The sequence below is a fragment of the Derxia gummosa DSM 723 genome (assembly GCF_000482785.1).
In the GTDB taxonomy this organism is placed as follows: Bacteria; Pseudomonadota; Gammaproteobacteria; order Burkholderiales; family Burkholderiaceae_E; genus Derxia; species Derxia gummosa.
Map to the genome: position 1 here is coordinate 776,775 of NZ_AXWS01000008.1, position 26,293 is coordinate 803,067.

Consider the following 26,293-nt stretch of genomic DNA (forward strand, 5'->3'; position numbering starts at 1 on the left):
CGGGCGTCTTTCGACCCTCCTCCTGAAAAACATGCCGATCAAGCACAAGCGCATTCTTCTCAAGCTCTCCGGTGAAGCCCTCATGGGCGACACCGCCTACGGCATTGACCGCGGCACCCTCCAGGCCATGGTCGCCGACATCGCCGAGATCCACGCCTTGGGTGTGGAAGTCGCGGTGGTGATCGGGGGTGGCAACATCTTCCGCGGGATGGCGCTCGGCGCCGCCGGCATGGATCGCGCCACCGGTGACTACATGGGCATGCTCGCCACGGTGATGAACTCGCTGGCGCTGCAGGATGCGCTGAAGAACGTGGGCATCCCCGCTCGCGCGCAATCGGCATTGAAGATCGAGCAGGTGCTCGAGCCCTACATCCGCCCGAAGGCGCTGCGTTACCTCGAAGAGGGCAAGGTGGTGATCTTCGCGGCGGGTACGGGCAACCCCTTCTTCACCACCGATACCGCCGCCGCGCTGCGCGGCGCCGAGATCGGTGCGGAAATCGTCCTCAAGGCGACCAAGGTTGACGGCATCTACACCGCCGACCCGAAGAAGGATCCGAACGCGACGCGCTACTCGTCGATCAGCTTCGACGAGGCGATCAGCAAGAATCTGGCGGTGATGGACGCGACGGCCTTTGCGCTGTGCCGCGACCAGAAACTGCCGATCCGGGTTTTCAGCATCGTCAAGCCGGGTGCGCTCAAGCGCATCGTTCTGGGCGAGGACGAAGGCACGCTGGTCCACATCTGACCGGCGGCCGAGCACACGGAGTTTGGCTTCATGAGCACTGCCGACATCAAGAAGACGACCGAGCAGAAGATGGCGAAGTCGATCGAGAGCCTCAAGACCGAGTTCTCGAAGGTCCGCACGGGCCGCGCGCACACCGGTCTGCTCGATCACATCCATGTCGATTACTACGGCACGCCGACCCCGCTGTCGGGCGTCGCGAACGTCACGCTGATCGACTCGCGCACCATCGGCGTCCAGCCCTGGGAAAAGAAGATGGTTGCGGTCGTCGAGAAGGCGATTCGCGAATCCGACCTCGGCCTGAATCCCGCGACGATGGGCGACCTCATCCGCGTGCCAATGCCGGCACTGACGGAAGAGCGCCGCAAGGACCTCATCAAGGTCATCCGCGGCGAGGCCGAAGGTTCCAAGGTTGCGATCCGCAACCTGCGTCGTGACGCGAACGAGCAGTTCAAGAAGCTCGTGAAGGACAAGACCATTTCCGAAGACGAAGAGCGCCGCGGCCAGGATGACATCCAGAAGCTGACCGACCGCTTCGTCGCCGAGGTCGACAAGACCCTTGGCGAAAAGGAAAAGGAAATCATGACGGTATGAAGGCCCTGCGCCGTCTGACCGGCAGCCGCAACGCGGCAATTTCCGATGCGTCGGCCGGCGCTCCCGCGAGCGTGGTCCCGCGCCACGTCGCCATCATCATGGACGGGAACGGCCGCTGGGCCACCCGTCGTCTTCTGCCGCGCACCGTCGGCCATCACAAGGGCGTTGATGCGGTCCGCACGACGGTCGAGGCCTGCGTGCAGCGCGGCATCGAATACCTGACGCTGTTCGCCTTCAGTTCCGAGAACTGGCGCCGACCCGAGGAAGAAGTCTCGGTGCTGATGACGCTGTTCGTCTCGGCGCTCGAACGCGAGGTCGGTCGGCTCACACGCACCGGCGTTCGGCTGAAGGTAATCGGGGACGTTTCAGCCTTCAATCCCACGCTCCAGGCCGCGATCCGCGATGCCGAGGCGCGCACCGCCGGCAACGACAAGCTCACGCTCACTGTCGCCGCCAACTACGGTGGTCGCTGGGATGTGGCACAGGCCATGCGGCGGCTGCTTGCCGAGCAGCCTGAATGCATGACTGATCCGGCGCTCATCACGCCAGAGGCCATCGACGCGCGACTGGCCACGGCCGGCATGCCCGAACCCGACCTGTTCATCCGCACCGGTGGCGAGCAGCGCATCTCGAACTTCCTGCTCTGGCAACTCGCCTACACCGAGCTCTATTTCACCGACGACTTCTGGCCCGATTTCGACGCTGCCGCGCTCGATCGGGCGATCGCCTCGTTCAGCGAGCGCGAACGTCGTTTCGGTCGCACGAGCGCCCAGGTCGCGGCTACCGCCACGGCGCAACGCGGCTGAACGGCGGCTTCCCGCATGCTCCGCACTCGCGTCATCACGGCCCTGGTCCTGCTTGCCGTCGTGCTGCCGGTCGCGGCCTCCGGCAGCGTGCTCGCAGTCGCCGCGCTCGCATTGCTCGCAACCGTGGCGGGCGGCTGGGAATGGACCCGCCTGTTCTCACTCTCGCCACTGATCGTGCCCGCTGTACTGCTTGTGGCGGGCGGGATGTTGGTCGCGGGCACGGCAGGCGCCTTGACGTTCGGCCAGCTTGATCCGGCAGTCACCTTCCTGCTCCTGGCCTCAGTCGGCTTCTGGCTGTTGCAGGCGCCGCAGGCCGTGCTCGGCGCGCGTGCGCCGAGCTGGATGGAACAGCGCGGACTCGCGGCCGCGAGCGGCGTGCTGCTGCTGCTGGCCTTTCTGGCCTCGGTAATCGCCCTGTACGAGCGCGGGGTGCTCACACTGCTGTCGGCGATGGTGGTGGTATGGGTGTCCGACATCTCGGCCTATTTCTGCGGCAAGCGCTTCGGGCGCCACAAGCTCGCCCCTGCGGTCAGCCCGGGCAAGACCTGGGAGGGCGCGATCGGCGCGGCAGTGATCGTCACACTGCTCGCGCTCGGCTGGTCGCGCTTCGCCACCGACACTGATCTCCTCACGACGATCGCCGGGCGCGGATCGGCCCTCGCGCTCGCCGGCGTGATGCTGATGCTCGTCGCGCTCGGCATCGTCGGTGACCTGTTCGAATCCCTGCTCAAGCGGCGTGCCGGCATCAAGGACTCCAGCAATCTGCTGCCGGGCCATGGTGGCGTGCTCGACCGCATCGACGCGCTGCTGCCCGTGCTGCCCGTGGCCGAACTGCTGCTGCGCTGGCTGGCCTGAAGGCAAGAATCCATGTCCGTCCAATCCCTCACGCTGCTCGGCGCGACCGGCTCGATCGGCCGCAGCACGCTCGATGTCATCGCGCGTCATCCCGCGCACTATCGCGTGCATGCCCTGACGGCGCACCGCCGTGTCGATGAACTCGCCGCGCTCTGCTTGCAGTTCCGGCCCGACCGCGCGGTTGTCGGCGATGCGGAGAGCGCGGCCCGCCTTGCCGCGCTGCTGCGCGAAGGCCATCCACGCTGTGCCATCGACCATGGTGAAGCCGCGCTGTGCGAAGTTGCCAGCGCGCCCGAGGCCGATGTGGTGATGGCTGCGATCGTCGGTGGGGCAGGGCTGGCACCCGGTCTCGCGGCGGCCCGCGCCGGCAAGCGGATCCTGCTCGCCAACAAGGAAGCGCTGGTCATGGCCGGTCAGCTCATGCTCGACGCAGTGGCCGAGTCCGGTGGCCTGCTGCTACCGGTCGACAGCGAGCACAACGCGATCTTCCAATGTCTGCCGATCGATGCACGCGGACGTGCCGACATCTCGCGCGTACGACGCCTGCTGCTGACCGCCTCCGGCGGCCCGTTCCGCACCGCGACCAGCGAGCGCATGCGCGCCGCGACACCGGAGCAGGCGGTCGCCCATCCCAACTGGAGCATGGGCCGCAAGATTTCGGTCGACTCGGCCACGATGATGAACAAGGGCCTTGAAGTGATCGAGGCACGCTGGCTGTTCGGCGTCGAGCGCGAACGCATCGGCGTGATCGTCCATCCGCAATCGGTCGTGCACAGCATGGTCGAGTACATCGACGGTTCGGTGCTCGCGCAGATGGGCCAGCCCGACATGCGCACGCCGATCGCCTCGGCCCTGGCCTGGCCGACGCGCATCGAGGCCGGCGTCAAGCCGCTCGACCTGTGCGCGATCGGCTCCCTCAGCTTCGAGGCGCCCGACTTTGTCCGCTTTCCCTGCCTGCAGCTCGCGTTCGACGCGCTCGCCGAGGGCGGCTCGGCCTCCATCGTGCTCAACGCGGCCAACGAGATCGCGGTCGATCGCTTCCTGGCCGGCCGGCTCGGCTTCCTCGCGATCGCCGACGCGATCCGGGCGACGCTCGACGCGCTCGCCGGCTCGATCGCGGCGTCGATCGAGGCCATCTTCGAGCTTGACGCGCGCGCGCGCCGCCTCACCGCCGATTTCATCGACCGCGGCGCGGCCTCGGCGGGCTGACACTTGCTTTCAGGAAAGCGGCCGGCAGCGCAAGGCCGGCCCCGGCGCCGCGCCATAATTCCCGACGCCCGCCGTCCGGGCCAACGGAGCTGACCTCTTGCAGACCATCCTCGCCTTCGTCGTCGCCCTCGGGCTGCTGATCCTCATCCACGAGTTGGGCCACTACCTCGTGGCGCGTGCCTGCGGCGTGAAGGTGCTCAAGTTCTCGATCGGCTTCGGCCGCCCGATCCTCGCTCGCCGCTTCGGCCGCGACGACACGCTCTGGGCAATCTCGGTGCTGCCGCTCGGTGGCTACGTCGCTATGCTCGACGAGCGCGAAAGCACCGAGCCGATCCCCGCCGCCGACCTGCCACGCGCTTTCAACCGCCAATCGCCGCTGCGCCGCATCGCCATCGTCGCGGCCGGGCCTGTCGCCAACCTGCTGCTCGCGGCCGTGCTCTACGCCGCGCTCGACATGCATGGCGTACGCGAGCCGCGCGCCATCCTCGGCACGCCGCCGGCGGCCAGTCTCGCGGCCGACGCCGGTCTGCGTGACGGCGATGTGCTCGACGCCGTTGACGGCCAGCCGATCACGAGCTGGGTCGACGCGCGCTGGCAACTTCTGAAGTCGGGCGTCGACCGCAAGCCGGTCCGGCTCGACGTGACCGGCATCGATGGCCAGCGGCGCGAACTCGTGCTGCCGCTCGACCGTCTGCCCGAAGCCGACCCTGACGGCAAGCTCGTCGAGAGTCTCGGCATGGCGCCGCGCAGGCCCCGCGCCCGCATCCTGCGCATCGACGCCGGCAGTGCCGCCGAACGCGCCGGCCTGCGCGAGGGCGACGTGGTCGAGGCCATCGACGGCGTCGATATCGCCGACGCCGGCCCTCTGGTCGAACGCATCCGCGCATCCGCCGACCGCGAGGTGACGCTGTCGGTACGTCGTGATGTCGGCAGCGTCGCCGAGAGCCGGCTTGAACTGGCGGTCACGCCGGTCGCCGCCGCCGGAGCGGACGGCGCGAGCATCGGTCGAATCGGGGTCGCCTTCGATGTCCAGCTCGAATCGGTCGAGGTCAGGCGCGGCCTGTTCAGCGCACTCGGCCACGGTGCAGAGCGCACCTGGGACATGAGTCTCTTTTCGCTCCGCATGATGGGAAAAATGGTGATCGGCGAGGTTTCGCTTCGGAATCTGAGCGGTCCGGTCACGATTGCCGATTTCGCCGGTCAGACCGCCCGAATCGGGCTTGAAGCGTATGTCGCATTTCTTGCGCTCATCAGCGTAAGCCTGGGGGTCCTGAATCTGCTGCCCATCCCGGTCCTTGATGGTGGACACATCCTGTATTATTCGGTCGAATTTCTCCGGGGCAGTCCTTTGCCCCAGCGTGTCATCGAAGTCGGGCAGCGTGCCGGACTCGGCCTTCTCGCCGCGATGATGGCGATAGCGCTCTTCAACGATTTGACGCGGCTTTTCGGCTGATCAATTCCCTCGTGCTTTTTCCTTTCCAGGTGCGTTCCCGTGTTTTGCCGCCGGCAATTGGCCGGCATGCGCGAAACATGAATCGCAAGCCGATTTCGCAATGACAAGATCCAGAATTGCCGCAGCCGTCGCGGCGGCCTGCATGATGCCCGCCGCCTACGCGGTCGATCCCTTCGTGATCAAGGACATCCGCGTCGAGGGCGTGCAGCGCACCGAGCCCGGCACCGTGTTCAGCTATCTGCCTTTCCGCATCGGCGACAGCTATTCCGACGACAAGGGCGCCGCCGCGATCCGTGCGTTGTATGGCGCCGGCTTCTACCGTGACGTGCGCCTCGAGGTAGAAGGAGAAACCCTGGTCGTGACCGTGGAGGAAAGGCCGGCGATCTCGTCGATCAATTTCTCCGGCGCCAAGGAATTCGAGGCCGACAAGCTCAAGCAGGCGCTACGCGACATCGGCATCGCCGAGGCCCGCACCTTCGACCGCGGTCAGCTCGACCGTGCCGAGCAGGAACTCAAGCGACTGTATCTGTCGCGCGGCAAGTACGGGGTGAACATTTCCACCACCGTCACGCCCCAGGAGCGCAATCGTGTCGCGATCAATTTCACGATCGACGAAGGCGAAATCGCGACTATCAAGCAGATTCATATCGTCGGTGCCCAGGCTTTTTCGGAAAGCGATCTGCTCAAGGAAATCCAGCTTACGACGCCGGGCTGGTTCACCTGGTTCAGCAAGCGTGACCAATATTCGAAGCAAAAGCTGACTGCCGATCTCGAAACGCTCAAGTCGTTCTATCTGAATCGCGGCTACCTCGAATTCAATGTCGAATCGACCCAGGTGTCGATCACACCGGACAAGCGCGACATCTACATCACCGTCTCGATCACCGAAGGCCAGAAGTACAAGGTATCGGACGTCAAGCTGGCGGGTGATCTGCTCGACAAGCGCGATGAGCTGGAAAAGGCGCTGCTCATCAAGCCGGGCGAAACCTTCAATGGCCAGGTGCTCAATGACTCGATCAAGAAGATCAACGAGATCATGGGCAATTACGGCTATGCCTTTTCCAATGCCAATGCGTCGCCCGACATCGACCGCGAAAAATCGACCGTTGCATTCACGATCATCGTCGACCCAGGCCGCCGCGTTTACGTCCGCCGCGTGAACATTGCCGGAAATGCGCGTACCCGCGATGAAGTCGTCCGCCGCGAATCGCGCCAGCTCGAGGGCGGCTACTTCGACGGCGAGCGCGTGCGCCAGTCGCGCGACCGGATCGACCGTCTCGGCTTCTTCGAGGAAGTGAAGGTCGATTCGCCAGCCGTGGCTGGAGCGCCCGACTTGCTTGATGTCAATTACACGGTCAAGGAACGCGCGACCGGCACGCTGAATGTGGGCGCGGGTTTCTCCTCTACCGACAAGCTCGTGCTTACGGCGTCGATCTCGCAGAACAACCTGTTCGGCACCGGCAATTCGCTGTCCTTCGAAGTCAATACCAGCAAGGTGAATCGCACCTTCGCGATTTCGCAGACCAATCCGTATTTCACGGTGGACGGCATTTCGCAGGGTTTCGATATCTATACTCGCACCTACAATCCGTCGTCCCTCAATCTTGGGGATTACAAGGTGCGCAGTACAGGCCTTGGCACGCGATTCGGTTTTCCGGTGTCGGATTTCAATACGATCGTGTTCGGCGTCAATGCCGAGAACACCGACATCACCGTTGGTTCGGCGAGTCCGTCGCGCTACAAGCAATATGTAGATCTGTTCGGCAATTCGAGCAGCGGCGCGACCACCTCGATCGCCTGGATCAACGACACCCGGGATTCGGGCCTCGCGCCGACGCGCGGCCGTTATGGCCGCACGTCCTTTGAAGTGACGCTGCCGGTGCTCGATCTGCGTTATTACCGCGCGTCGGCCCAGCAGCAATGGTTCAAGCCGCTGTCCGATTCGTTCACGCTGGCACTCAATGGCCAGGTCGATTATGGCAAGGGTTTCGGCGGCAAGCCCCTGCCGCTGTTCAAGTACTACTACGCGGGCGGCATCGGTACCGTGCGCGGTTTCGAGCCGGGTTCGCTTACCACGCAGCGTGATTCGAACGGTTATTCGCTCGGTGGCGCGAGCCGGATTTTCGGCAATGCCGAATTCCTGTTTCCGCTGCCCGGCACCAAGGACCGGACCGTCCGGCTGTTCACCTTCCTGGACGGCGGCAATACTTTCCCCGAAGGCGAAAGTCCGTCGTTCTCGAATTTGCGCTTCTCGACGGGTTTCGGCATCAGCTGGCTTTCGCCGGTCGGGCCGCTCAAGCTCTCGCTCGGTCGCCCGCTCAATGCGAAACCGGATGACCGCAAGCAATTGTTCCAATTCCAGCTCGGCACGGGCTTCTGACCGGATGTTTCCGAAAGGACGAGCAGTCATGTTCCTGACGCGCACGATTTCCACGCAATTGGCCGGGGTTGCCGCCGGCATCCTGCTTTCATTGCCAGCCGTGGCCAGCGCCGACGAGCCGCTCAAGGTCGGTTTCGTGAGCACCGAGCGCGTGATGCGCGATTCGGCGCCGGCCAAGGCCGCGCAGCAGCGCCTCGAAGCCGATTTCGCCAAGCGCCAGAAGGAGCTGGAAGACATGGCCGCGCGCCTCAAGGCGGCGTCCGACAAGCTCGACAAGGACGCGGCCATCCTCACCGACTCTGACCGCGCGCGCCGCCAGAAGGATCTGGCCGATCAGGACCGCGACTTCCAGCGTCGCCAGCGCGAACTGCGCGAAGACCTGAACCAGCGTCGCAACGAGGAAATCACCGCGCTGCTCGACCGCGCCAACAAGGTGATCAAGCAGATCGCCGAGAGCGAGAAATACGACCTCATCCTTCAGGAGTCGGTCTATTTCAGCCCGCGCATCGACATCACCGACAAGGTGCTCAAGCAGCTCAACCAGCAGGGTGCGAAGTGAAGGCGAATCCGGCATTGCGGTTTGCGCTGGCCGATCTGGTGGCCGCCGTCGGCGGCTCGATCTCCGGCAACGAGAAGGCAGAAATCAGCGGCTTCGCGCCGATCGAGCGTGTGAGCCCGACCGAAGCAGCCTTCGTCGAACAGCCCAAGTTCCTGGCCGCTGCGCGCGAAGCGAAGGCGGCGGTGCTCATCGTCCGCCCGCGCGACGCGGCGCAGATGGAAGGCCATCAGGCCCAGGCGCTCTGGCTGCATGACAACCCCTATCTCGCCTTCGCGCGGGCGTCGCAGGAAATCGAGCGCAAGCGTCATCCGCGCCTGCTCCAGGGCATCCATCCGACGGCGGTGGTGTCGCCCGACGCGATCATCCATCCGAGCGCCAATGTGGGCGCGGGCGCGGTGATCGAGGGCGGGGCGCGCATTGGCGCCGGCTGCGACATCGGCGCGCTGTCCTATGTGGGCGCCGACGTGACGATCGGCGACGACACCCAGCTCGAAGCCCGCGCCACCGTGCATCACGGCTGCGTGATCGGCGCGCGCTGCATCCTGCATTCGGGCTGCGTCATCGGCGCCGACGGCTTCGGCCTCGCGCCCGACCGTGGCGCCTGGATCAAGATTCCGCAGATCGGCCGCGTGGTCATGGGCGACGACGTCGAGATCGGCTGCAACACGACCATCGATCGCGGCGCGCTCGACGACACGATCATCGGCAAGGGCGTGAAGCTCGACAACCTCATCCAGATCGGCCACAACTGCGAGATCGGCGACCACACCGCCGTCGCCGGCTGCGCCGGCATCGCGGGCAGCGTCAAGATCGGCAAGCACTGCATGATCGCGGGCGCCGCGATGATCGGCGGCCACATCGAGATCTGCGACAACGTCTTCATCTCGGGCGCGACCTCGGTGTTCAAGTCGATCACCGAGCCGGGCCGCTACTCCAGCACCGCGCCGCTCCTGCCGCACCGCGAGTGGGAGAAGAACACCGTCATCCAGCGCAACCTGGCTGACCTCCGGGCGCGGCTGCGCGCCCTCGAAAAGCAGGTCGGCACACTCGCCGATCCTTCCTGACCGCGGCGGTGCCTCGCGGTCGGCGCCGGCAGGCCTGACCGCCGGCGCGTCGCGTGGGCCATCCCGCATCGCCCACCCCAGGCCGCCGAGTCGCGGCCCATGCCCGGACTGAACGGACAGCCATGGACATCAACGAGATCCTCAAGCATCTGCCGCATCGCTACCCGATGCTGCTGGTCGACCGCGTGCTCGAGATCGAGCCCGGCAAGCGCATCAAGGCGCTCAAGAACGTGACGATGAACGAGCCCTTCTTCACGGGCCATTTCCCGCATCTGCCGGTGATGCCGGGTGTGCTCATCGTCGAGGCGATGGCGCAGGCGGCGGGCATCCTGTCGTTCAAGACGATGGGCATCCTGCCGAGCGACGACTCGGTTTACCTGTTCGCGGGCATCGACAAGGCGCGCTTTCGCAAGGCCGTGGTACCGGGCGATCAGCTCGTGATGGAGATCGAGACGATTCGTCAGAGCAAGGCGCTCGGCAAGTACCTCGGCAAGGCCTATGTGGACGGTCAGCTCGCCGCCGAGGCCGAGATGCTCTGCACCCTGCGTTCGACCGACGCTGCGGGCAAGGGCGCGGCATGACCAGCCGCATCCACCCGACCGCCGTCATCGAGCCCGGTGCCGAGCTTGGCGCCGAGGTGGACATCGGGCCTTATGCCGTCATCGGCCCGAACGTGAAGATCGGCGACCGCACGCGCATTGCCGCGCATGCGCTCATCACCGGCCACACCACGATCGGCGCCGACAACAAGATCTTTTCGGGCTGCTCGATCGGCGAAGTCCCGCAGGACATGAAGTACCGCGACGAGCCGACGCGCCTCGTCATCGGCGATCGCAACACGATCCGCGAGTGCTGCACCTTCAACATCGGCACCGTGCAGCAGGACGGCGTCACGCTGTTCGGCAGCGACAACTGGGTCATGGCCTACGTGCATGTGGCGCATGACGTCGTGGTCGGCGACCACTGCGTGCTGGCCAACGCGGTCACGCTCGCGGGGCATGTCACGGTCGGCGATCACGTCACGATCGGCGGGCTGTCGGGCGTGCACCAGTTCTGCCGCATCGGCTCGCAGGCGATGGTCGGCGGCATGACCAAGATCGTGCAGGACGTGGCGCCCTTCATCACGGTGGACGGCAATCCGGCCACGGTGCACGGCCTCAACCTGCTCGGCCTGCGTCGGCGTGGTTTCAGCAACGAGGAAATCGGCCATCTCAAGAAAGCGCAGGGCTATGTGTACCGCGACGGCCTGACGCTCGACGAAGCCAAGCTCAAGCTCGCCGAACTCGTGGCCGAGACCGGCAACGTCCACGTCCAGACGCTGCTCGACTTCGTGTCGGTGCAGGGTCGCGGACTCGTGCGTTAAGCGGCATGACGGCGGCAAGGCTGGCCATGTGCGCCGGGGAACCCTCCGGCGACCTGCTCGCGAGCCTGCTGCTGCGCGGCCTGTCGGCGCGCCTGCCGGGCAGCGACGTCTGGGGCGTGGGCGGGCCGAAGATGGTCGCTGCGGGCTTTCGCCAGACCGAGCCGATGGACCCGCTGTCGGTGCACGGCTACTGGGATGCGATCCGCTCGCTGCGCGAGATCTTCGCGGTGCGCGGCCGGCTGCTCGATGCCATCGCGGCCGACCGGCCGGATGCCTTCATCGGCGTGGATGCACCCGACTTCAATTTCGGGGTCGAGGAGCGGCTGCGCCGGCAGGGCGTGAAGACGATCCACTTCGTCAGCCCGTCGATCTGGGCCTGGCGCGGCGGACGCATCGAGCGCATCAGGCGCTCGGTCGATCTGATGCTGTGCATGTTCCCGATGGAGCCGCCGATCTACGAGCGCGCGGGCATTCCCTGCGCCTACGTCGGCCATCCGCTCGGGGACGAGATTCCGCTCCTGCCCGATCCCGCCGCCGCGCGCGCCCGTCTGGGCCTTCCGGCCGACGGCGAACTGCTCGCGGTGCTGCCCGGCAGCCGGCGCGGCGAGGTCGAGCGCATCGGGCCGGACTTCATCGCCGCCGCGCGCTGGCTGCATGCGCGCGAGCCGGGCATCCGCTTCGTCGTGCCGATGGCGAATGCGCGGCTGCGCTCGATGTTCGAGGCGATTCCGGGCGCGACCGGTGAGCTGCCAATCACGATCGTCGACGGCAGGTCGCATGACGTGATCGAAGCCTGCGACGCGGTGCTCGTCGCGAGCGGCACGGCGTCGCTCGAATGCGCGCTCTACAAGAAGCCGATGGTCATCAGTTACCGCGTGGCCTGGCTCACCGCGCTGATCATGCGGCGCATGGGCTATCTGCCCTGGGTGGGCCTGCCCAACATCCTCGAAAACGAATCGCTCGTGCCCGAGCTGCTGCAGGAAGCCGCCACGCCCGAGGCGCTCGGCACAGCGGCGCTCGCCGCGCTGCGCGACGCGAAGCTGCGCGCGCGGCTAGTCGAGCGCTTCACCGGCCTGCACGAGCGGCTGCGCTGCGATACCGGCACGCGTGCCGCCGAGGCGATCGCCACCTGTCTCGGGCGCTGAACCCGCCGCGGCAAGCCAGCCGGAACGCCGCCGTCCCGGCATCAGGCACGCTTGAACGGAACCAGCGAAACCTCATGGCCGCCAGTCGAAGCGCCGACACTCCGAACCCGATCCACGACACCGACCGAAGGGCCGAGCGCCCAGCCTCCCCCCATGTCCCGAACCCCGACCCGCGCCCAGCTCGCAACCTATGTCGCCCCTGATTTCGGCCCCGACGTGCGCTGCCTCTGCGGTGTGGATGAAGCCGGACGGGGCCCGCTGGCCGGCTCGGTGGTCGCGGCGGCGGTCGTGCTCGATGCCGCCCGCCCGATCCCCGGCCTGGCCGATTCCAAGGCCATGAGCGAAAAGCGCCGCGAGGCGCTCGCGCCCGTCATCCGCGAGCGTGCGCTTGCCTGGTGCGTGGCCGAGGCGACGGTCGAGGAGATCGACCGGCTCAACATCCTCCAGGCCACCTTCCTGGCGATGCGGCGCGCGGTCGCGGGCCTGGTCCTCGACGGCTCGCCGCTCGTGCCCGACCTCGTCGCCATTGACGGCAATCAGGACCCGCGCGTCGGCCTGCGCACCGCGCTCGTGGTGAAGGGCGACGCGCTCGTGCCGTCGATCTCGGCGGCGTCCATCCTCGCCAAGACCGCGCGCGACGCCCAGCTGCGCGAACTCGCAAAGCTGCATCCCGAATACGGCTTCGAGCGCCACAAGGGCTATGGCACGGTCGAGCACATGGCGGCGATCCGCCGGCACGGCGTGCTGCCGGCGCACCGCCGCTCCTTCGCGCCGATCGCCCAGCAGGCGCTGCTGCTCGCCACCGGAGCCGACGCCGCATGAAGACGATCACCTCGCGCGAGAACCCCGGCTTCAGGCAGCTGCGCACCGTCGCCGCCGGCAAGGAGCGCGGCCGCGCGCTGCTCGATGGCATCCATCTGTGCGAGGCCTGGGCCGAGCGCGGCTGGCCGGTGCTGGCCTGCGCCTTCGCGGAGGACGCTGCCGGTCATGCCGAGATCGCGCCGCTCATCGCCGCCGCCGACCGGCTCGGCGCCGATCTGCTCGCGCTCGGGCGGCCGCTCATGGCCCAGGTATCGCAGCTCGACTCGGCCGCGCCCATCGTCTGGGTGGTGGCGCCGCCGACGGCCGATCTGGCCCGGCTCGCGGGCCGCGACGCGATCGCGCTCGACGGCGTGCAGGACCCAGGCAATGTCGGGACCATGCTGCGCACGGCGGCGGCGGCCGGCGTGAAGGTGGCGATCGCCGGGCCGGGCACGGCCGGCTTCTGGTCGCCCAAGGTGCTGCGCGCCGGCATGGGCGCGCAGATGCTGCTCGATTGCGTGGAGGTGCCCGACCTGGGCGCGGCGCTCGACACGCTGGGCGTGCCGGTGATCGGCACCGTCGTGCGCGGCGCCAGCAATCTCTACGGCTTCGATCTGCGCGGGCCGCGCGCCTGGGTGTTCGGCAACGAGGGCAGGGGACTGTCGGCCGCGATCGACGACCGGCTGGACGAGCGCTGCACCATCCCGCACAGCGGCGCGATCGAATCGCTCAACGTCGGCGCGGCGGCGGCCGTCTGCCTGTTCGAGATGCAGCGCCAGCGCATGGCGGGCTGAACGGGGTGCGGCTCAGTGCCCGCGCGCGCCCGACGGCGCGCTCAGGCGCCGGCCCAGGCTCATCTGCTCGCGCAGCATGCCGGCAAAGGTCTCGGCCGGCACCGCCGGGCTGAACAGATAGCCCTGATAGGCATCGCAGCCGCACTCGCGCAGGAAGGCGAGCTGGGCGCGGTTCTCGACGCCCTCGGCAATCACGTGCAGTCCGATGCCGCGCCCGAGGCTGATGACGGCGCGCGTGATGGCCGCGTCGCCGGTGTCGTGCAGCAGGTCGCGCACGAAGCTCTGGTCGACCTTGAGCGCGTCCACCTCCAGCTGTTGCAGGTGCGACAGGCTGGAGAAGCCGGTGCCGAAGTCGTCGATGGCGATGCGCATGCCGAGCCGCTTGAGCGCCGCGATCACCTTCTTGGTGAGCGCCACGTCGTAGAGCATCGAGGTCTCGGTCACCTCGACTTCGAGCCAGTGCGGATCGGCCCCGGTCTCGACGAGGATGGTCGAGATGCGGTCGATCAGGTCGCGCATCAGCAGCTGCCGCGCCGAGAAGTTGACCGAGATGTTGCCGAAGTCGATGCCCGCGCGCTGCCATTCGCGCAGCTGCTCGCAGGCGCGGCGGAACACCCAGATGCCGAGATCGAAGATGAGCCCGGTTTCCTCCGCCACGCGGATGAACTTCTTGGGCGGCACCTCGCCCAGCTCGGGATGGGTCCAGCGCAGCAGCGCCTCGGCGCCCTCGATATAGCCGTCGGCCACGTTGACGCGCGGCTGGTAATGCAGGCGCAGCTGGTTGGTCGCCATCGCCACGCGCAGCGAGAACTCGATGAGCGACTGCTCCTCATGCTCGCGCGCGAGGTCCTCGCTGTAGAACTCGAAGCGGCCCTTGCCGCGTTCCTTGGCGTGATACATCGCCACGTCGGCGTTCTTGAGCAGCTGGTTGGCGTCCTGGCCGTGCTCCGGAAACACCGCGATGCCGACGCTGCCCGCCACCGTGAGCATGTGGCCCTCGACCGGAATCGGCTGGTTGAGCGCCGCGAGCACCTTGTTGGCGATGTGCTGCGCGGCCGGCCTCACCTTGGGGTGCTCGATCACCACCATGAACTCGTCGCCGCCCATGCGCGACACCGTGTCGCTCTTGCGCACGCAGCTCTTGAGGATGCGCGCGACCGCCAGCAGCAACTGGTCGCCGACGCGATGGCCGAGCGTGTCGTTGACGTTCTTGAAATGGTCGAGGTCGATGAACAGCGCCGCCACGCCGTGGCCGGTGCGGCGCGCGCGGTCGAGCGCCTGGGCCAGCTCGAATTGCAGGCTGGAGCGGTTGGGCAGGCCGGTGAGCGAATCGAAGGCGGCGAGCTGCTGGAGCCGCGCCTCGGCCTCGACGCGCTGGTTCACGTCCTGCACGAGCGCGAAGATCGACGTGACCGCGCCGGTCTCGTCGGCCAGCGCCGAGATGTACCACTCGCACCAGATGCGGCTGCCGTCGGCGCGGGTCACGCGCTGAAGCGCCGATACCCGCTGTTGCAGGCCCGACAGCACGAGCGCGAACGACCGCGTAATGGCGTCCACCTCGCCCAGACCGACCATCTCCAGGTCCCAGACGCTGCGGCCCTGCACCAGCTCGCGGTTCCAGCCGAACAGCCGCTCGGCGCGCTCGGTCCAGCGCGTGATGGCGAGATCGGCATTGAGTTCGAGCGCAGCGAGCGGTGAGTTGTCGAGATGGGAGGAGAGCAGGGAGTTGGCGCGGCGCAGTTCCTCCTGGCTCAGTTGCAGCTCGCGTTGCTGGCCCTTCAGGTCATCCACATCGAACAGCACGATGTACACGCCGCTCACCGCACCATCGAGGCCGCGCTGCGGCACGAAGCGCAGCCGCCACCAACGCCGGCTGCCGTCGCTCAGCGGCAGCTCGCGCTCGGTGCTGACCTCGAAGCCCTCGCGGGCGCGGGCCAGCATCGGCGCGACGATGGTGAGGACTTCGGCGGGCAGGAGTTCGTCGGCCGGCTTGCCGATGTCGGCATCGCAACGACCCTGGCCGAGCAGCTCGCACAGGCTGGCGTTGGCGAAGCGCAGCCGACTGTCGGTGTCGAACAGCGCGATCGGCGTGCCGATCGAGTTCATCGCGCGTTGCAGCTCGGCGACGGAGGCGTCATAGGCGGCGCGCGCCTGCCGCGTCTCGTGAACGTCGCGGAAGATCAAGTACGAGCCGCGCGGACGCGCGCCGAAGCCGAGCGCGCCGCCGTGGTCGAAATCGGGCAGCCAGCGCACCTCGACCCAGCGCGGGGCGGCTTCGCTGCCGGGCAGGGTGAAGATGGGCAGCAGGCGTTCGTCGACATAGCTGAGCCCGCGCTGGAGCCGGGCGAGAGCGGCGTCGAGATCGGCACCCATCGGCTCGCCGAGCAGGTCGGCGATCGGCCGGCCCATCGTGCTGGCGGCGTCGCGGCCGAAGGCGTTGCTGAAGGCACGGTTGGCGACGCCGATGCGATGCTGGTCGTCGAGCCAGGCTATGGCGAGCGGCACGTTGTCGATGAACTGGCGCACCCGCAGTTCGCGGCTTTCGATCTCGCTGCGCGCGAGGCGCTCGCCATGCACGTCGAGCGCGATGCCGTGCACGCCGGCCACCTCGTCGCCCGCCAAGTCGGGCATGAGCGTGATGCGCATCCAGCGCGGCTCGGAGCCGGCCTGCGGCACCAGATGCTCGAACGCGACCGCATGCCCCGTGAAGGCCTGGTCGATGCGCCCGGCGATCTCGCCTCCGACCGGCCCGGCGAACAGCAGCTGACCCTGACGGTTGCCCGAGACCACGCGCCGTTCGCGGTCGAGATAGGCGACCGCGAGCGGCAGCGCGTCGAGCTGCGCATGGACGCCGCCCGCGACCGGCGCCGCGAGATCGGCGGCCACCGGCGCGCCGAGGTCGGCGGCGGAACGGGTGTCGGCGTCGCCGCCGGCCGGAAGTATTTCGGGGCCGAGCAGGATGCAGCCGCAGACGAGGCCATCGGCGTCGCGTTCGATGCGCAGCGAGAAGCCGGCCTGGCTGGCGCGCTCGCGGTGGCTGCCACCGCTCGCCATCGCGCGGGCCAGCGGCGCAAGCGTGGCGGCCGGCGAGCCGGCGAGCGCTTCGTCGATCGGCAGCCCAGCGAGGGCGCCGCGCGCCAGGCCGGTGTAGGCGGCAAAGGCGTCGTTGGCGAAGCGCAGCCGTCCGGCCGAGTCCAGACAGGCGATCGGGCGGTCGATCCAGTCGAGCACGGCCTGGACAAACGGCGCCTGGGCCGGGCTCACCTCATGCGGCGCGCGTCGGTCGGACAGCATTGTCTGGGTGGGACTGAGCGGAACGAGCTTGGGCGACGACATGGATCGAGTAGTTCGTCCTAGAGGTGAGTCGGAGGACTTTAGCGGCTGCAGCGTGGAGCGAACAATTCGTCGCATCGGCTTGGCCCGCCGCAGCGACCGCCGGACAGAAACGGGGCGTCAGGCGGTCGTCAGCAGGGCGCGAGCGGCGCCCAGACCGCTGCGCACCGCAGCTTCCAGGGTGGCCGGATAGTCGGGATCAGAGTGATCGCCCGCAATGAACAGCTTGGGCATTCCGCTGCTGCGCGGCGTGCGTGCAACGCCCGGCACGCAGCGGAAGGTGGCGCGCTTCTCGGTGATGACGACGGCATCGGCGAGGTCGAAGCGCGCCGCGTCGATGCCGAGGGCGCGCGCGAGCTGGCGTGCGGCACCGGCCGCGATGCGCCCGCGGTCGAGCGCGAGCAGGTCGCGCGCGCCGCTGGCGACGACGGCGAGGCGGCCGTCGGGCAGACCGAGCGCGCGCCGGTCGAAGGCGAACTGGCCGAAGCCGTCGCTGGCCGGGTCTTCGGTCAGGGCGATCATCGGCGCGGGCAGGGTGATGCTGTCGGCGCGCAGATAGATCGTGGCGATCGGTTCGTGCTCGAACGCGTCGAGCGCGGCGAGCGCGGGCGCGAAGGCCGGACTGCCGATCGCGCGCAGCAGCGCGGCGGTTGTGGCGGCCGGCGTGGCGACGATGACGGCGTCGAAGGCTTCGTCGGCATGGCGGGGCGAATCGCAATGCCAGCCCGCGCCGCCCGCAATCGGCCGCAAGGCCGTGAGCCGCGCGCCGAGCCTGACCTCGCCGTCGAGCGCGCGTACTCGCGCGAGCGCGGCGTCGGGCAGCAGGGCGCCAAGATCGGCGGCGGGCAGCAGCAGATCGCTGCCGGCGCGGCCCGCGCCGAGCGAATCGCGCAGCACGCGCGCGAACACGGCGGCGCTGGCCTCGTCGGCGCGGGTGTTGAGCGCGGCCACGCACAGCGGTTCGAGCATCAACTCGCGCAGTGCGGCAGGAGCACCGGCGATCCAGTCGGCGACGGTCATGCCGGGCGGTGCCGAGAAGCCGCGCAGCCGGCAGCCCACCATCCAGCGCAGCGCGCCGAGCTTGTCGGCCGGTGTCAGGCCGCGCGCCGCGAGCAGGCCGACCAGCACGTGAAAGGGCGCCGGCAGCCGCGGCAGCGCGAGCGAGAAGCGCCCGGGCAGATCGAGCCGCAGAGGCAGACGGCGCAGTGCCGTGCCGGGTACGCCCACGCGCGCCATGAGCGCGAGCGTCTCGCGATAGGCGCCGATGAGGATGTGCTGGCCGTTGTCGAGCACCTCGCCCTGGTGCGTGATGCGCCGGGCGCGGCCACCGGCCTCGCGCGCCGCTTCGATGACGGTCACCTGCCAGCCGGCCTCGGCCAGTTCGACCGCCGCCGCGCAGCCGGCCCAGCCCGCTCCGATGACGGCGACCCGGCGACCCGCGCCCGTGGTGCCTCCACCGGACAGTGCGGGGCGGAGCGCGCTCATGCCGCTCGGCCCGTCACTGCAGCGGCGCGCATGACGCTCAGGCCTTCCAGCCGAACACCCAGGTGCGCCACGCGATCCACAGCTTGCGCAGCGGCGTGAGCGAGACGCGATGCGACAGCACCGGGAAGTTGTCGGCCTCGATCTCGTCGAGCAGGGTGCGGTAGATCGCGCCCATGATCAGGCCGGCGCGCTGGGCGCGGCGGTCTTCGGCGGGCAGGGCGGCGAGCGCTTCTGCATAGACGGCGCGCGCGCGGTCGGCCTGGAACTTCATGAGCGCGATGAACTCGGGCGAGCTTTCGCGCTTCAGGATCTGCGCTGCCTTCACGTTGAAGCGCTGCAAATCCTCGATCGGCAGGTAGATGCGCCCGCGCCGGGCGTCGTCGCCGACGTCGCGGATGATGTTGGTGAGCTGGAAGGCGAGGCCGAACTTCTCGGCGTAGGTGCTGGTCTCGGGCCGGGTCTGGCCGAAGATGCCCGCCGATACCAGGCCAACCACGCCGGCCACCAGATGGCAGTAGTGCTTCAGGCCCTTGTAGTCGAGGTAGCGCGTCTGCTCCAGGTCCATCTGCATGCCGTCGATGACGAGGCCGAGGCGCTCGGGCGTGATCGCGCCCTCGTCGCGGAAGGGCAGCATCGCGCGCGTGACCGGATGCTCGGGCGTGCCGGCGGCGAAGCGCTGGACTTCGGTGCGCCACCAGTCGAGCTTGGTGCGGGCGATGGCGGGTTCGATCGCATCGTCCACCGCGTCGTCCACCTCGCGGCAGAAGGCATAGAAGGCGGTGATCGCGCGGCGCTTCGGCGGCGGCAGGAACAGGAAGCTGTAATAGAAGCTCGATCCGCTGCGCGCGGCCTTGTCCTGGCAGTACTCGTCGGGCGTCATCGGGCGGGGAAGAGAGTGCGGTAGCGCAGGGCGCGGGTGAGAAGGCGGAACCAGTCGGCGCGGCCGAGCGTGGGGCGGGCGCGGAACACATCGCAGCCGGCGGCCTCGATCGCGTCGAGGATGGCGAGCCCGCCCAGAACCACGAAGCGAAGCTCAATGCCGATGCGCCCGGGCAGGTCGGCCGCCAGCGGGGCGCCGGATTCTAGCAGCGCCCGGGTGCGCGAAACCTCGTGTCGCATGAGGCTGCGGAATGCGTCATCGCAGCGGCCCTCGCCAATCTGCGCGGGCGTCACGCCAAAGCGGGCCATGTCGTCGGCGGGCAGGTAGATGCGGGCTTCGCCGCCGTTCTTGCGCCAGTCGATCGCCACGTCCTGCCAGAAGTTGGCGAGTTGCAGCCCGGTGCAGATGGCGTCCGACCGCTCCAAATTGCGCGGCGTGACTGCGCCGTACAGATGCAGCATGAGCCGGCCGACCGGATCGGCGCTGCGCCGGCAGTAGTCGCGCACCGACGCGAAGTCGGCGTAGCGCGTCGTGACCACGTCCTGCGAGAAGGCGGAGAGCAGGTCGCGGAAGAGCCGGATCGGCAGGCCGTATTGCGCGATCGGGCCGGCGAGGTCGGCCGCGAGGCGGCTGGCGGGTGCGCGGCCGGCGGCCAGTGCGTCGAGGTCGGCAGTCATCGCGGCGAGAGCGGCGAGCCGCTCGGGGATGGTGGCGTCGCCTTCGTCGGCGAGGTCGTCGGCATGGCGCGCCCAGCGGTAGATGGCTTCGACCGCCGGGCGTAGACGGGCCGGCAGCAGGAAGGACGCGACAGGGAAATTCTCGTAATGATCGACCGGCATTGAAGGATCGTTCAGTGCGGGCGAAATGCCCGGAAATCGGCGAAAGGCTGCGTGTTATAACCGGCCGCCCTCAATAAACAACGCGCCGGCCGGCCACCGCGTCGCTGCCTGGCGACTCCATCAGGTGCGCTGATGAAAGCCGTCCTCTCTCCGTTTTGCCGGCCGCTTCTGGCCGTCATCATCGCCGTGTCGTTCGCGGCTTGCAGCAAGCCGCCGGCCGCCGAGCCGCCTCTGCGTGCGGTACGAACCGTGGTCGTCCAGGCCGGCGTGTTCGGCGCCCAGCTCGAATTTCCCGGCGAGGTGAAGGCGCGGGCCGAATCGCGGCTCGGCTTTCGCGTCGGCGGCAAGATCGTCGAGCGGCTGGTCGATTTCGGCGCGAGCGTCAGACCCGGCCAGGTGATCGCGCGGCTCGATCCGCGTGATCTGGCCGATGCCGAGGCCGCCGGCAAGTCGGCGCTGGCCGCCGCCGCAGCCGACTACAAGCTGGCCGAAGCCGACTACCGCCGCTCGGTCGATCTGCAGAAGCAGAACTTCGTCTCGCAGGCCGAGGTCGATCGCCGCCGCAGCACACTCGACGCGGCACGAGCCCAGCAGGAGCGGGCGCAGGCGCAATTGCGCTCGCTCGGCTCGCAGACCTCCTACGCTGTGCTCACCGCGGACGCAGCCGGCGTCGTGACCGCCATCGAGGCCGAGGCCGGCCAGGTCGTGGCCGCCGGCCAGACCGTGGTGCGCGTCGCCCGCGCCGACGACAAGGAAGTGTGGATCGCCGTACCGGAAGACCGTCTCGACGCGATCCGCGCGCTCGGCAAGGCCGAGGTGCGGCTGTGGTCGCAGCAGGGCGAAGCGCTGACCGGCCGCGTGCGCGACATCGCCGCCGCCGCCGATCCGGCCACGCGCACCTACACCGTGCGCATGAAGCTCGACAACCCGCCCGCCGACGTGCGCCTGGGCATGACGGCGACCGTGCGCTTCGACATGCAGCGCCCCGGCCAGATGGTGAAGCTGCCGCTGTCGGCGCTGCTCGACACCAACGGCCAGACCTCGGTCTGGGTGTTCGACGAGGCCAGCTCCACGGTCAAGCCGCAGCCGGTGCAGCTCGGCGGCTCCGAAGGAGGCGAGGCGCTGGTCGGCGGACTCGCGCCGGGCCAACGTGTGGTGACGGCCGGCGTGCATGTGCTCCAGGCCGGGCAGAAGGTGAAGCTGATGGACGCGCCCGCCACCGCTCCGCAGGCGCCGGCCGAGCCGGCCAGGACGTCCGACACCGGCCTGCCCGCCACGGGAGCCCGCTCGTGAGCGCCGGCCCCGACAAGCGGCCCGGCGGCGGCTTCAACCTCTCGCGCTGGGCGCTCGAACACCAGTCGATCACCGCCTATCTCATCGTCGTGCTCGCGCTTGCGGGCCTGATGAGCTTCTTCAAGCTCGGGCAGGACGAGGATCCGCCCTTCACCTTCCGTTCGATGGTCGTCAGCGCCAACTGGTCGGGCGCCAGCGCGCGCGAGATGAGCGAACAGGTGACCGACAAGCTGGAGGAGAAGCTCCAGGAGACGCCCTACATCGACAAGATCGTCAGCTACGCCCGTCCGGGCGAGACGATCATCATCGTCAACCTCAAGGAGGAGACGCCGCCGAAGGAGGTGCCGGAGATCTGGTACCAGGTGCGCAAGAAGATCTCCGACATGCGCTACAAGCTGCCGGCCGGCATCCAGGGACCGAACTTCAACGATGAATTTGGCGATGTGTTCGGCACGATCTACGCGCTTTCGGCCGACGGCTTCACGCACGAGGAGCTGCGTCGTCAGGCCGACGCGCTGCGCCAGGAAATGCTGCGCGTGCCCGACGTGGCCAAGGTCGAGCTGTTCGGCGTGCAGGACCAGAAGGTGTTCGTCGAGGTGTCGCACCGGCGCTTCGTGCAGTACGGGCTGAGCGCGCAGGACGTGGTGGCGCAGATCGCGGCGCAGAACGCGGTCGAGCCGGCGGGCGCGGTCGTCACGCCCACCGACGATGTGCAGGTGCGCGTGAGCGGCGCCTTTGCCTCCGAGGACGCGATCCGCGAACTGCGGCTGCGCGCCAACGGCAACACCGTGCGGCTCGGCGACATCGCCACCGTCTCGCGCGGCTATGTCGATCCGCCCACGCAGTCGATGCGCGTGAACGGCAAGCAGGTGATCGGCCTCGGCATCTCGATGCGCAAGGGCGGCGACATCGTCCAGCTCGGCAAGTCGCTCGCGGCGCTGGAGCAGCGGGTGACGGCGGCGTTGCCGGTCGGCATCGAACTCGTTCAGGTGCAGGATCAGCCGACGGTGGTGATCGGCTCGGTGGACGAGTTCGAGCACACGCTGGTCGAGGCGGTGGTAATCGTGCTGGTGGTGAGCTTCCTCGCGCTCGGCCTGCACACGAAGCCGCTGCGCGTGGACGTGTGGCCCGGTCTGGTGGTGGCGCTGACGATCCCGATCGTGCTGGCCGTGACCTTCCTGTTCATGGGCATCTTCGGCATCGGGCTGCACAAGATCTCGCTCGGCGCGCTGATCATCGCCCTCGGCCTGCTGGTGGACGACGCGATCATCGCGGTCGAGATGATGGTGCGGAAGCTCGAGGAGGGTTACTCGCGCATGGAGGCAGCGACCTTCGTCTGGAGCCATACCGCGATGCCGATGCTCACCGGCACGCTGGTCACGGCGGCGGGCTTCCTGCCGGTCGGGCTGGCCGAGTCGATGGCGGGCGAATACACCTTCTCGATCTTTGCCGTGACCGGGCTCGCGCTCGTGATCTCGTGGTTCGCTGCGGTCATCTCGACGCCCTGGCTGGGCTACCACCTGCTGCGCACCCGCAGCCATGTCGGCTCGGGCGAGCATCACGAACTGTTCGACACGCCGTTCTACCGGCGCTTCCGCGCGCTGGTGGACTGGTGCGTGAACCGGCGCTGGATCGTGATCGCGGCGACCGTGGCCTCGCTGGTGACAGGGGGCGTCGGCTTCGGCTTCATCGAGCAGCAGTTCTTTCCGGACTCGACGCGGCGCGAGCTGATGGTCGATCTCTACCTGCCCGAAGGCGCGAGCTATCAGCAGACCGAGCAGGTCGCGCGCGACTTCGAGGCCTGGGCGCTCAAGCAGGAAGGCGTGGAGAGCGTGACGAGCTTCGTCGGCGTCGGCGCGCCGCGCTTCTATCTGCCGCTCGACCAGATCCTACCGCAGAAGCAGGTGGCCGAGATCATCGTGCTGCCGACCGACCTCAAGGCCCGCGCCCGCCTGCGCGACCTCGCGACCCGTTTCGTGACCGAGCAGCTGCCCGAAGTGCGCGGCCGCGTGCGCTATCTGCCGAGCGGCCCGCCCGTGCCCTATCCGGTGCAGTTCCGCATCGAAGGCCCTGACCCCGACCGCGTGCGCGCCATCGCCGAGCAGGTGAAGGACGTCATGCGCGGCAACCCGGACACGCTCGGCATCAACGACAACTGGAACGAGTCGATCAAGACCCTGCGCGTCGAGGTCGACCAGGACAAGGCGCGCGCCGCCGGCGTCACTTCCACCGACGTGGCCCGCGCGGCCAACACCGCGCTCAGCGGCGTGACGGTCGGCCAGCTGCGCGACCGCAACCGCCTGATCGACATCGTCGTCCGCTCGCCGAAGGAAGAGCGCGAGGCGATCGCCGCGATGGCCGAAGTGAACATCGCCACGCCCAACGGGCCGGTGCCGATCAGCCAGCTCGCGCGCATCGGCTTCGCGTGGGAGCCGGGCGTGCTGTTCCGCCAGAACCGCGACTGGGCCATCACCGCGCAATGCGACGTGCGCGACGGCATCCAGGGCAACACGGTGGCGCTCGCGCTCGACCCGCAGATGGATGCGCTGCGCGCCTCGCTGCCGCTCGGCTATCGCATCGTGATCGCCGGCGCGCTGGAGCAGAGCGATGTGGCGGGCAAGTCGATCGCGGCCAAGCTGCCGCTGGCGGTGTTCGTGATCTTCACGCTGCTGATGGCGCAGCTGCACAGCTTCTCGCGCGCGGTGATGATCTTCCTGACCGGGCCGCTCGGCTTTATTGGCGCGGCGGCGTCGCTGCTGCTGCTGCGGGCGCCGTTCGGCTTCGTGGCCCAACTGGGCGTGATCGCGCTGGTGGGGATGATCATCCGCAACTCGGTCATCCTCGTGGACCAGATAGAGCAGGATCGCGCGGCCGGCGTCGATGCCTGGACGGCGATCGTCGAGGCGGCGGTGCGACGCTTCCGCCCGATCATCCTGACGGCCGCCGCCGCCGTGCTCGCGATGATTCCGCTGTCGCGCAGCGTGTTCTGGGGGCCGATGGCGGTGGCGATCATGGGCGGGCTGATCGTGGCCACCGCGCTTACGCTGCTGTTCCTTCCGGCGCTGTATGCAGCGTGGTTTCGCGTGCGACGTGCCTGATTTCAGGCTATAGTTGTAGGCTTTTCCCTTGCCGCACCTGGTGTTGACGCTCCGGGGCGGCCCGAAGTACCAAGCCGCGCAACCGCGCGGCAGGACCACAAGGAGTTGTGATGCGTCATTACGAAGTGATCTTCATCGTCCATCCGGATCAGAGCGAGCAAGTGCCCGCGATGATCGAGCGTTACAAGGGCATGATCGAGTCGGAAGGCGGCCAGATTCACCGCCTCGAAGACTGGGGCCGCCGTCAGCTGGCCTACCCGATCAGCAAGCTGGTCAAGGCCCATTACGTGCTCATGAACATCGAAGCCGGCCAGCCGACGCTCGACGAACTCGAACACGCGTTCAAGTTCAACGACGCTGTCCTGCGCCACCTCATCATCAAGACGAAGAAGGCCGAAACCGGCCCGTCGCCGATGATGAAGGCGATCGAGAAGGAACAGCGCCGCGCGACCACCGAAGCGCCGGCCGCCTGAGCATCGAAGCAAGAGTGACGCGGGAGTCGACCGCGACGGCGCAAGCGCCGTCCAACACCGTCGTTCTCGCAGCGCAGATCGTCGAACGCGGGCAGGTCCGCTACACGCCGGCCGGTGTGCCGGTGCTGGAGCTGAGACTGGGCCACGCCTCGCAATGCATCGAGGCCGGTGCACCCCGGCAGGTCGCCTTCGAGGCAGCCGCCGTCGCACTCGGTCCCATGGCACTCCGCGCCGATGCCGCTCCGGCGGGTTGCACGCTGAGGTTCGAAGGCTTTCTCGCGCAGAAGTCGCTCAAGTCCAAGACGCTCGTCATTCACATCACGAACATTTCCGCGCCCGTCGCGGACACGTAAAAGGATTTGGTCATGCCCCGTCCCACCGGCAAAGGCAAGGGTCGTCCCCGTCGCCAGCAACAGAACCCGCTCTTCAAGCGCCGCAAGTTCTGCCGTTTCACGGCCGAGAAGGTCGAAGAGATCGACTACAAGGATGTCGACGTCCTGAAGGACTTCATCCAGGAAAACGGCAAGATCATGCCGGCCCGCATCACCGGCACGAAGGCCCGCTACCAGCGTCAGCTCGACACGGCCATCAAGCGCGCCCGCTTCCTGGCGCTGCTGCCGTACAGCGACCAGCACCGCGTCTGATCGACCCGCACAGGAGATAAAGCATGCAGATCATTCTTCTCGAAAAGGTCGTCAACCTCGGCAACCTCGGTGACGTGGTTAAGGTCAAGGACGGCTACGCCCGCAACTTCCTGATCCCGCAACGCATGGCTCGTCGTGCCACCGACGCCGCGATCAAGGAATTCGAAGCCCGCCGCGCCGAGCTCGAAAAGGCCGCCGCCGAAAAGCTGGCTGCCGCGCAAGCCGTCGGCGAAAAGCTGTCCGGCATCACGCTGCACATCGCCGCCAAGGCTGGCGTCGATGGTCGCCTGTTCGGTTCGGTCACCAACCACGACATCGCCGACGCGCTCGACAAGCAAGGCTTCAAGGTCGAGAAGTTCCAGGTTCGCCTGCCGAACGGCCCGCTGAAGACCATTGGCGAGTTCGAAGTCACCATCGCGCTGCACACCGACGTGGCGGCCGACATCACCGTCGCGGTCAGCGGCGAAGCCTGAGCAACTCCGC

Annotated in this window: 24 protein-coding genes; 20 read left to right on the forward strand and 4 right to left on the reverse strand. The window is 68.1% G+C overall.

The genetic code is table 11. From position 1 onward, the window contains the following. Positions 1-31: 31 nt before the first annotated feature. The 14 genes from pyrH (at position 32) to H566_RS0109630 (ending at position 13,765) form a co-directional block, all read left to right on the forward strand. Positions 32-745: a UMP kinase gene (gene pyrH / locus H566_RS0109565; RefSeq protein WP_028311271.1), complete on the forward strand. Its 714-nt coding sequence runs from the start codon at positions 32-34 to the stop codon at positions 743-745. Positions 746-775: 30 nt separating this feature from the next. After that, positions 776-1,336 (forward strand): ribosome recycling factor, encoded by a 561-nt coding sequence (gene frr, locus H566_RS0109570; protein ID WP_028311272.1) that lies wholly within the window; start codon positions 776-778, stop codon positions 1,334-1,336. Continuing rightward, entirely contained in the window at positions 1,333-2,142 is an 810-nt protein-coding gene (gene uppS, locus H566_RS0109575; RefSeq protein WP_051378451.1) for a polyprenyl diphosphate synthase, read from the forward strand. The genes frr and uppS overlap by 4 nt, the downstream gene beginning before the upstream one ends. A 15-nt stretch (positions 2,143-2,157) precedes the next feature. Then, positions 2,158-2,997, forward strand: a complete 840-nt coding sequence (locus H566_RS0109580) for a phosphatidate cytidylyltransferase (protein ID WP_028311274.1) — start codon at positions 2,158-2,160, stop codon at positions 2,995-2,997. A gap of 12 nt (positions 2,998-3,009) precedes the next feature. Then, a complete protein-coding gene (gene ispC / locus H566_RS0109585) occupies positions 3,010-4,206 on the forward strand; it encodes a 1-deoxy-D-xylulose-5-phosphate reductoisomerase (RefSeq protein ID WP_028311275.1) in 1,197 nt (398 codons plus the stop codon). 97 nt (positions 4,207-4,303) lie between these two features. After that, complete coding sequence (gene rseP, locus H566_RS0109590) at positions 4,304-5,659, forward strand: RIP metalloprotease RseP (protein WP_028311276.1); 1,356 nt, start codon at positions 4,304-4,306, stop codon at positions 5,657-5,659. A gap of 100 nt (positions 5,660-5,759) precedes the next feature. Next, complete coding sequence (gene bamA / locus H566_RS0109595) at positions 5,760-8,039, forward strand: outer membrane protein assembly factor BamA (protein ID WP_028311277.1); 2,280 nt, start codon at positions 5,760-5,762, stop codon at positions 8,037-8,039. Positions 8,040-8,067: 28 nt separating this feature from the next. Next, positions 8,068-8,598, forward strand: coding sequence for an OmpH/Skp family outer membrane protein (locus H566_RS0109600; protein WP_028311278.1), 531 nt, complete (start codon positions 8,068-8,070; stop codon positions 8,596-8,598). After that, positions 8,595-9,662, forward strand: coding sequence for a UDP-3-O-(3-hydroxymyristoyl)glucosamine N-acyltransferase (gene lpxD / locus H566_RS0109605; RefSeq protein WP_245591318.1), 1,068 nt, complete (start codon positions 8,595-8,597; stop codon positions 9,660-9,662). The genes H566_RS0109600 and lpxD overlap by 4 nt, the downstream gene beginning before the upstream one ends. 122 nt (positions 9,663-9,784) lie before the next feature. Further along, entirely contained in the window at positions 9,785-10,243 is a 459-nt protein-coding gene (gene fabZ, locus H566_RS0109610; protein ID WP_028311280.1) for a 3-hydroxyacyl-ACP dehydratase FabZ, read from the forward strand. Continuing rightward, positions 10,240-11,025 (forward strand): acyl-ACP--UDP-N-acetylglucosamine O-acyltransferase, encoded by a 786-nt coding sequence (gene lpxA / locus H566_RS0109615; protein WP_028311281.1) that lies wholly within the window; start codon positions 10,240-10,242, stop codon positions 11,023-11,025. Before fabZ ends, lpxA begins: the two co-directional genes overlap by 4 nt. 5 nt (positions 11,026-11,030) lie before the next feature. Next, on the forward strand, positions 11,031-12,170 hold the full coding sequence (lpxB, locus tag H566_RS0109620) for a lipid-A-disaccharide synthase (RefSeq protein ID WP_028311282.1): 1,140 nt from the start codon (positions 11,031-11,033) through the stop codon (positions 12,168-12,170). Positions 12,171-12,323: 153 nt separating this feature from the next. Continuing rightward, entirely contained in the window at positions 12,324-12,992 is a 669-nt protein-coding gene (gene rnhB, locus H566_RS24075) for a ribonuclease HII (protein WP_084544923.1), read from the forward strand. Next, a complete protein-coding gene (locus H566_RS0109630) occupies positions 12,989-13,765 on the forward strand; it encodes a TrmH family RNA methyltransferase (protein ID WP_028311283.1) in 777 nt (258 codons plus the stop codon). Before rnhB ends, H566_RS0109630 begins: the two co-directional genes overlap by 4 nt. 12 nt (positions 13,766-13,777) lie before the next feature. On the opposite strand, the gene H566_RS27410 is transcribed toward H566_RS0109630, so the two are convergent. From H566_RS27410 to hpnC, 4 genes are all read right to left on the reverse strand, one after another. Beyond that, positions 13,778-17,101 carry an EAL domain-containing protein gene (locus tag H566_RS27410; protein WP_169732511.1) on the reverse strand — a complete coding sequence of 1,108 codons (3,324 nt, stop codon included), beginning with the start codon at positions 17,099-17,101 and terminating at the stop codon, positions 13,778-13,780. Positions 17,102-17,218: 117 nt separating this feature from the next. After that, positions 17,219-18,583, reverse strand: coding sequence for a hydroxysqualene dehydroxylase HpnE (gene hpnE / locus H566_RS0109640; RefSeq protein ID WP_051378457.1), 1,365 nt, complete (start codon positions 18,581-18,583; stop codon positions 17,219-17,221). A gap of 37 nt (positions 18,584-18,620) precedes the next feature. Then, complete coding sequence (hpnD, locus tag H566_RS0109645; RefSeq protein WP_028311285.1) at positions 18,621-19,463, reverse strand: presqualene diphosphate synthase HpnD; 843 nt, start codon at positions 19,461-19,463, stop codon at positions 18,621-18,623. Further along, positions 19,460-20,302, reverse strand: coding sequence for a squalene synthase HpnC (gene hpnC / locus H566_RS0109650; RefSeq protein ID WP_028311286.1), 843 nt, complete (start codon positions 20,300-20,302; stop codon positions 19,460-19,462). The genes hpnD and hpnC overlap by 4 nt, the downstream gene beginning before the upstream one ends. Positions 20,303-20,434: 132 nt before the next feature. Here hpnC and H566_RS24085 point away from each other — a divergent pair, with 132 nt between their 5' ends. The 6 genes from H566_RS24085 (at position 20,435) to rplI (ending at position 26,283) form a co-directional block, all read left to right on the forward strand. Then, positions 20,435-21,595 (forward strand): efflux RND transporter periplasmic adaptor subunit, encoded by a 1,161-nt coding sequence (locus H566_RS24085; protein WP_051378459.1) that lies wholly within the window; start codon positions 20,435-20,437, stop codon positions 21,593-21,595. Further along, positions 21,592-24,693: an efflux RND transporter permease subunit gene (locus tag H566_RS0109660; RefSeq protein ID WP_028311287.1), complete on the forward strand. Its 3,102-nt coding sequence runs from the start codon at positions 21,592-21,594 to the stop codon at positions 24,691-24,693. Before H566_RS24085 ends, H566_RS0109660 begins: the two co-directional genes overlap by 4 nt. Positions 24,694-24,803: 110 nt before the next feature. Continuing rightward, positions 24,804-25,166, forward strand: a complete 363-nt coding sequence (gene rpsF / locus H566_RS0109665) for a 30S ribosomal protein S6 (RefSeq protein ID WP_028311288.1) — start codon at positions 24,804-24,806, stop codon at positions 25,164-25,166. A 14-nt stretch (positions 25,167-25,180) separates the two neighbouring features. Further along, the gene (gene priB / locus H566_RS0109670) at positions 25,181-25,519 is read left to right on the forward strand and encodes a primosomal replication protein N (RefSeq protein WP_034411021.1); all 339 of its coding nucleotides are present in this window, start codon (positions 25,181-25,183) and stop codon (positions 25,517-25,519) included. A gap of 12 nt (positions 25,520-25,531) precedes the next feature. Then, positions 25,532-25,810 (forward strand): 30S ribosomal protein S18, encoded by a 279-nt coding sequence (gene rpsR, locus H566_RS0109675; RefSeq protein WP_028311289.1) that lies wholly within the window; start codon positions 25,532-25,534, stop codon positions 25,808-25,810. A 23-nt stretch (positions 25,811-25,833) separates the two neighbouring features. Then, entirely contained in the window at positions 25,834-26,283 is a 450-nt protein-coding gene (rplI, locus tag H566_RS0109680; RefSeq protein ID WP_028311290.1) for a 50S ribosomal protein L9, read from the forward strand. Positions 26,284-26,293 lie beyond the last annotated feature (10 nt).

Excerpts from the sequence above, each read along its gene's own strand:
- pyrH (WP_028311271.1), top strand. The coding sequence starts at position 32 with ATGCCGATCAAGCACAAGCGCATTCTTCTCAAGCTCTCCGGTGAAGCC.
- frr (WP_028311272.1), top strand. The coding sequence starts at position 776 with ATGAGCACTGCCGACATCAAGAAGACGACCGAGCAGAAGATGGCGAAG.
- uppS (WP_051378451.1), top strand. The coding sequence starts at position 1,333 with ATGAAGGCCCTGCGCCGTCTGACCGGCAGCCGCAACGCGGCAATTTCC.
- H566_RS0109580 (WP_028311274.1), top strand. The coding sequence starts at position 2,158 with ATGCTCCGCACTCGCGTCATCACGGCCCTGGTCCTGCTTGCCGTCGTG.
- ispC (WP_028311275.1), top strand. The coding sequence starts at position 3,010 with ATGTCCGTCCAATCCCTCACGCTGCTCGGCGCGACCGGCTCGATCGGC.
- bamA (WP_028311277.1), top strand. The coding sequence starts at position 5,760 with ATGACAAGATCCAGAATTGCCGCAGCCGTCGCGGCGGCCTGCATGATG.
- H566_RS0109600 (WP_028311278.1), top strand. The coding sequence starts at position 8,068 with ATGTTCCTGACGCGCACGATTTCCACGCAATTGGCCGGGGTTGCCGCC.
- fabZ (WP_028311280.1), top strand. The coding sequence starts at position 9,785 with ATGGACATCAACGAGATCCTCAAGCATCTGCCGCATCGCTACCCGATG.
- lpxA (WP_028311281.1), top strand. The coding sequence starts at position 10,240 with ATGACCAGCCGCATCCACCCGACCGCCGTCATCGAGCCCGGTGCCGAG.
- lpxB (WP_028311282.1), top strand. The coding sequence starts at position 11,031 with ATGACGGCGGCAAGGCTGGCCATGTGCGCCGGGGAACCCTCCGGCGAC.
- rnhB (WP_084544923.1), top strand. The coding sequence starts at position 12,324 with ATGTCCCGAACCCCGACCCGCGCCCAGCTCGCAACCTATGTCGCCCCT.
- H566_RS0109630 (WP_028311283.1), top strand. The coding sequence starts at position 12,989 with ATGAAGACGATCACCTCGCGCGAGAACCCCGGCTTCAGGCAGCTGCGC.
- H566_RS27410 (WP_169732511.1), bottom strand. The coding sequence starts at position 17,101 with ATGTCGTCGCCCAAGCTCGTTCCGCTCAGTCCCACCCAGACAATGCTG.
- hpnE (WP_051378457.1), bottom strand. The coding sequence starts at position 18,583 with ATGAGCGCGCTCCGCCCCGCACTGTCCGGTGGAGGCACCACGGGCGCG.
- hpnD (WP_028311285.1), bottom strand. The coding sequence starts at position 19,463 with ATGACGCCCGACGAGTACTGCCAGGACAAGGCCGCGCGCAGCGGATCG.
- hpnC (WP_028311286.1), bottom strand. The coding sequence starts at position 20,302 with ATGCCGGTCGATCATTACGAGAATTTCCCTGTCGCGTCCTTCCTGCTG.
- H566_RS24085 (WP_051378459.1), top strand. The coding sequence starts at position 20,435 with ATGAAAGCCGTCCTCTCTCCGTTTTGCCGGCCGCTTCTGGCCGTCATC.
- rpsF (WP_028311288.1), top strand. The coding sequence starts at position 24,804 with ATGCGTCATTACGAAGTGATCTTCATCGTCCATCCGGATCAGAGCGAG.
- rpsR (WP_028311289.1), top strand. The coding sequence starts at position 25,532 with ATGCCCCGTCCCACCGGCAAAGGCAAGGGTCGTCCCCGTCGCCAGCAA.
- rplI (WP_028311290.1), top strand. The coding sequence starts at position 25,834 with ATGCAGATCATTCTTCTCGAAAAGGTCGTCAACCTCGGCAACCTCGGT.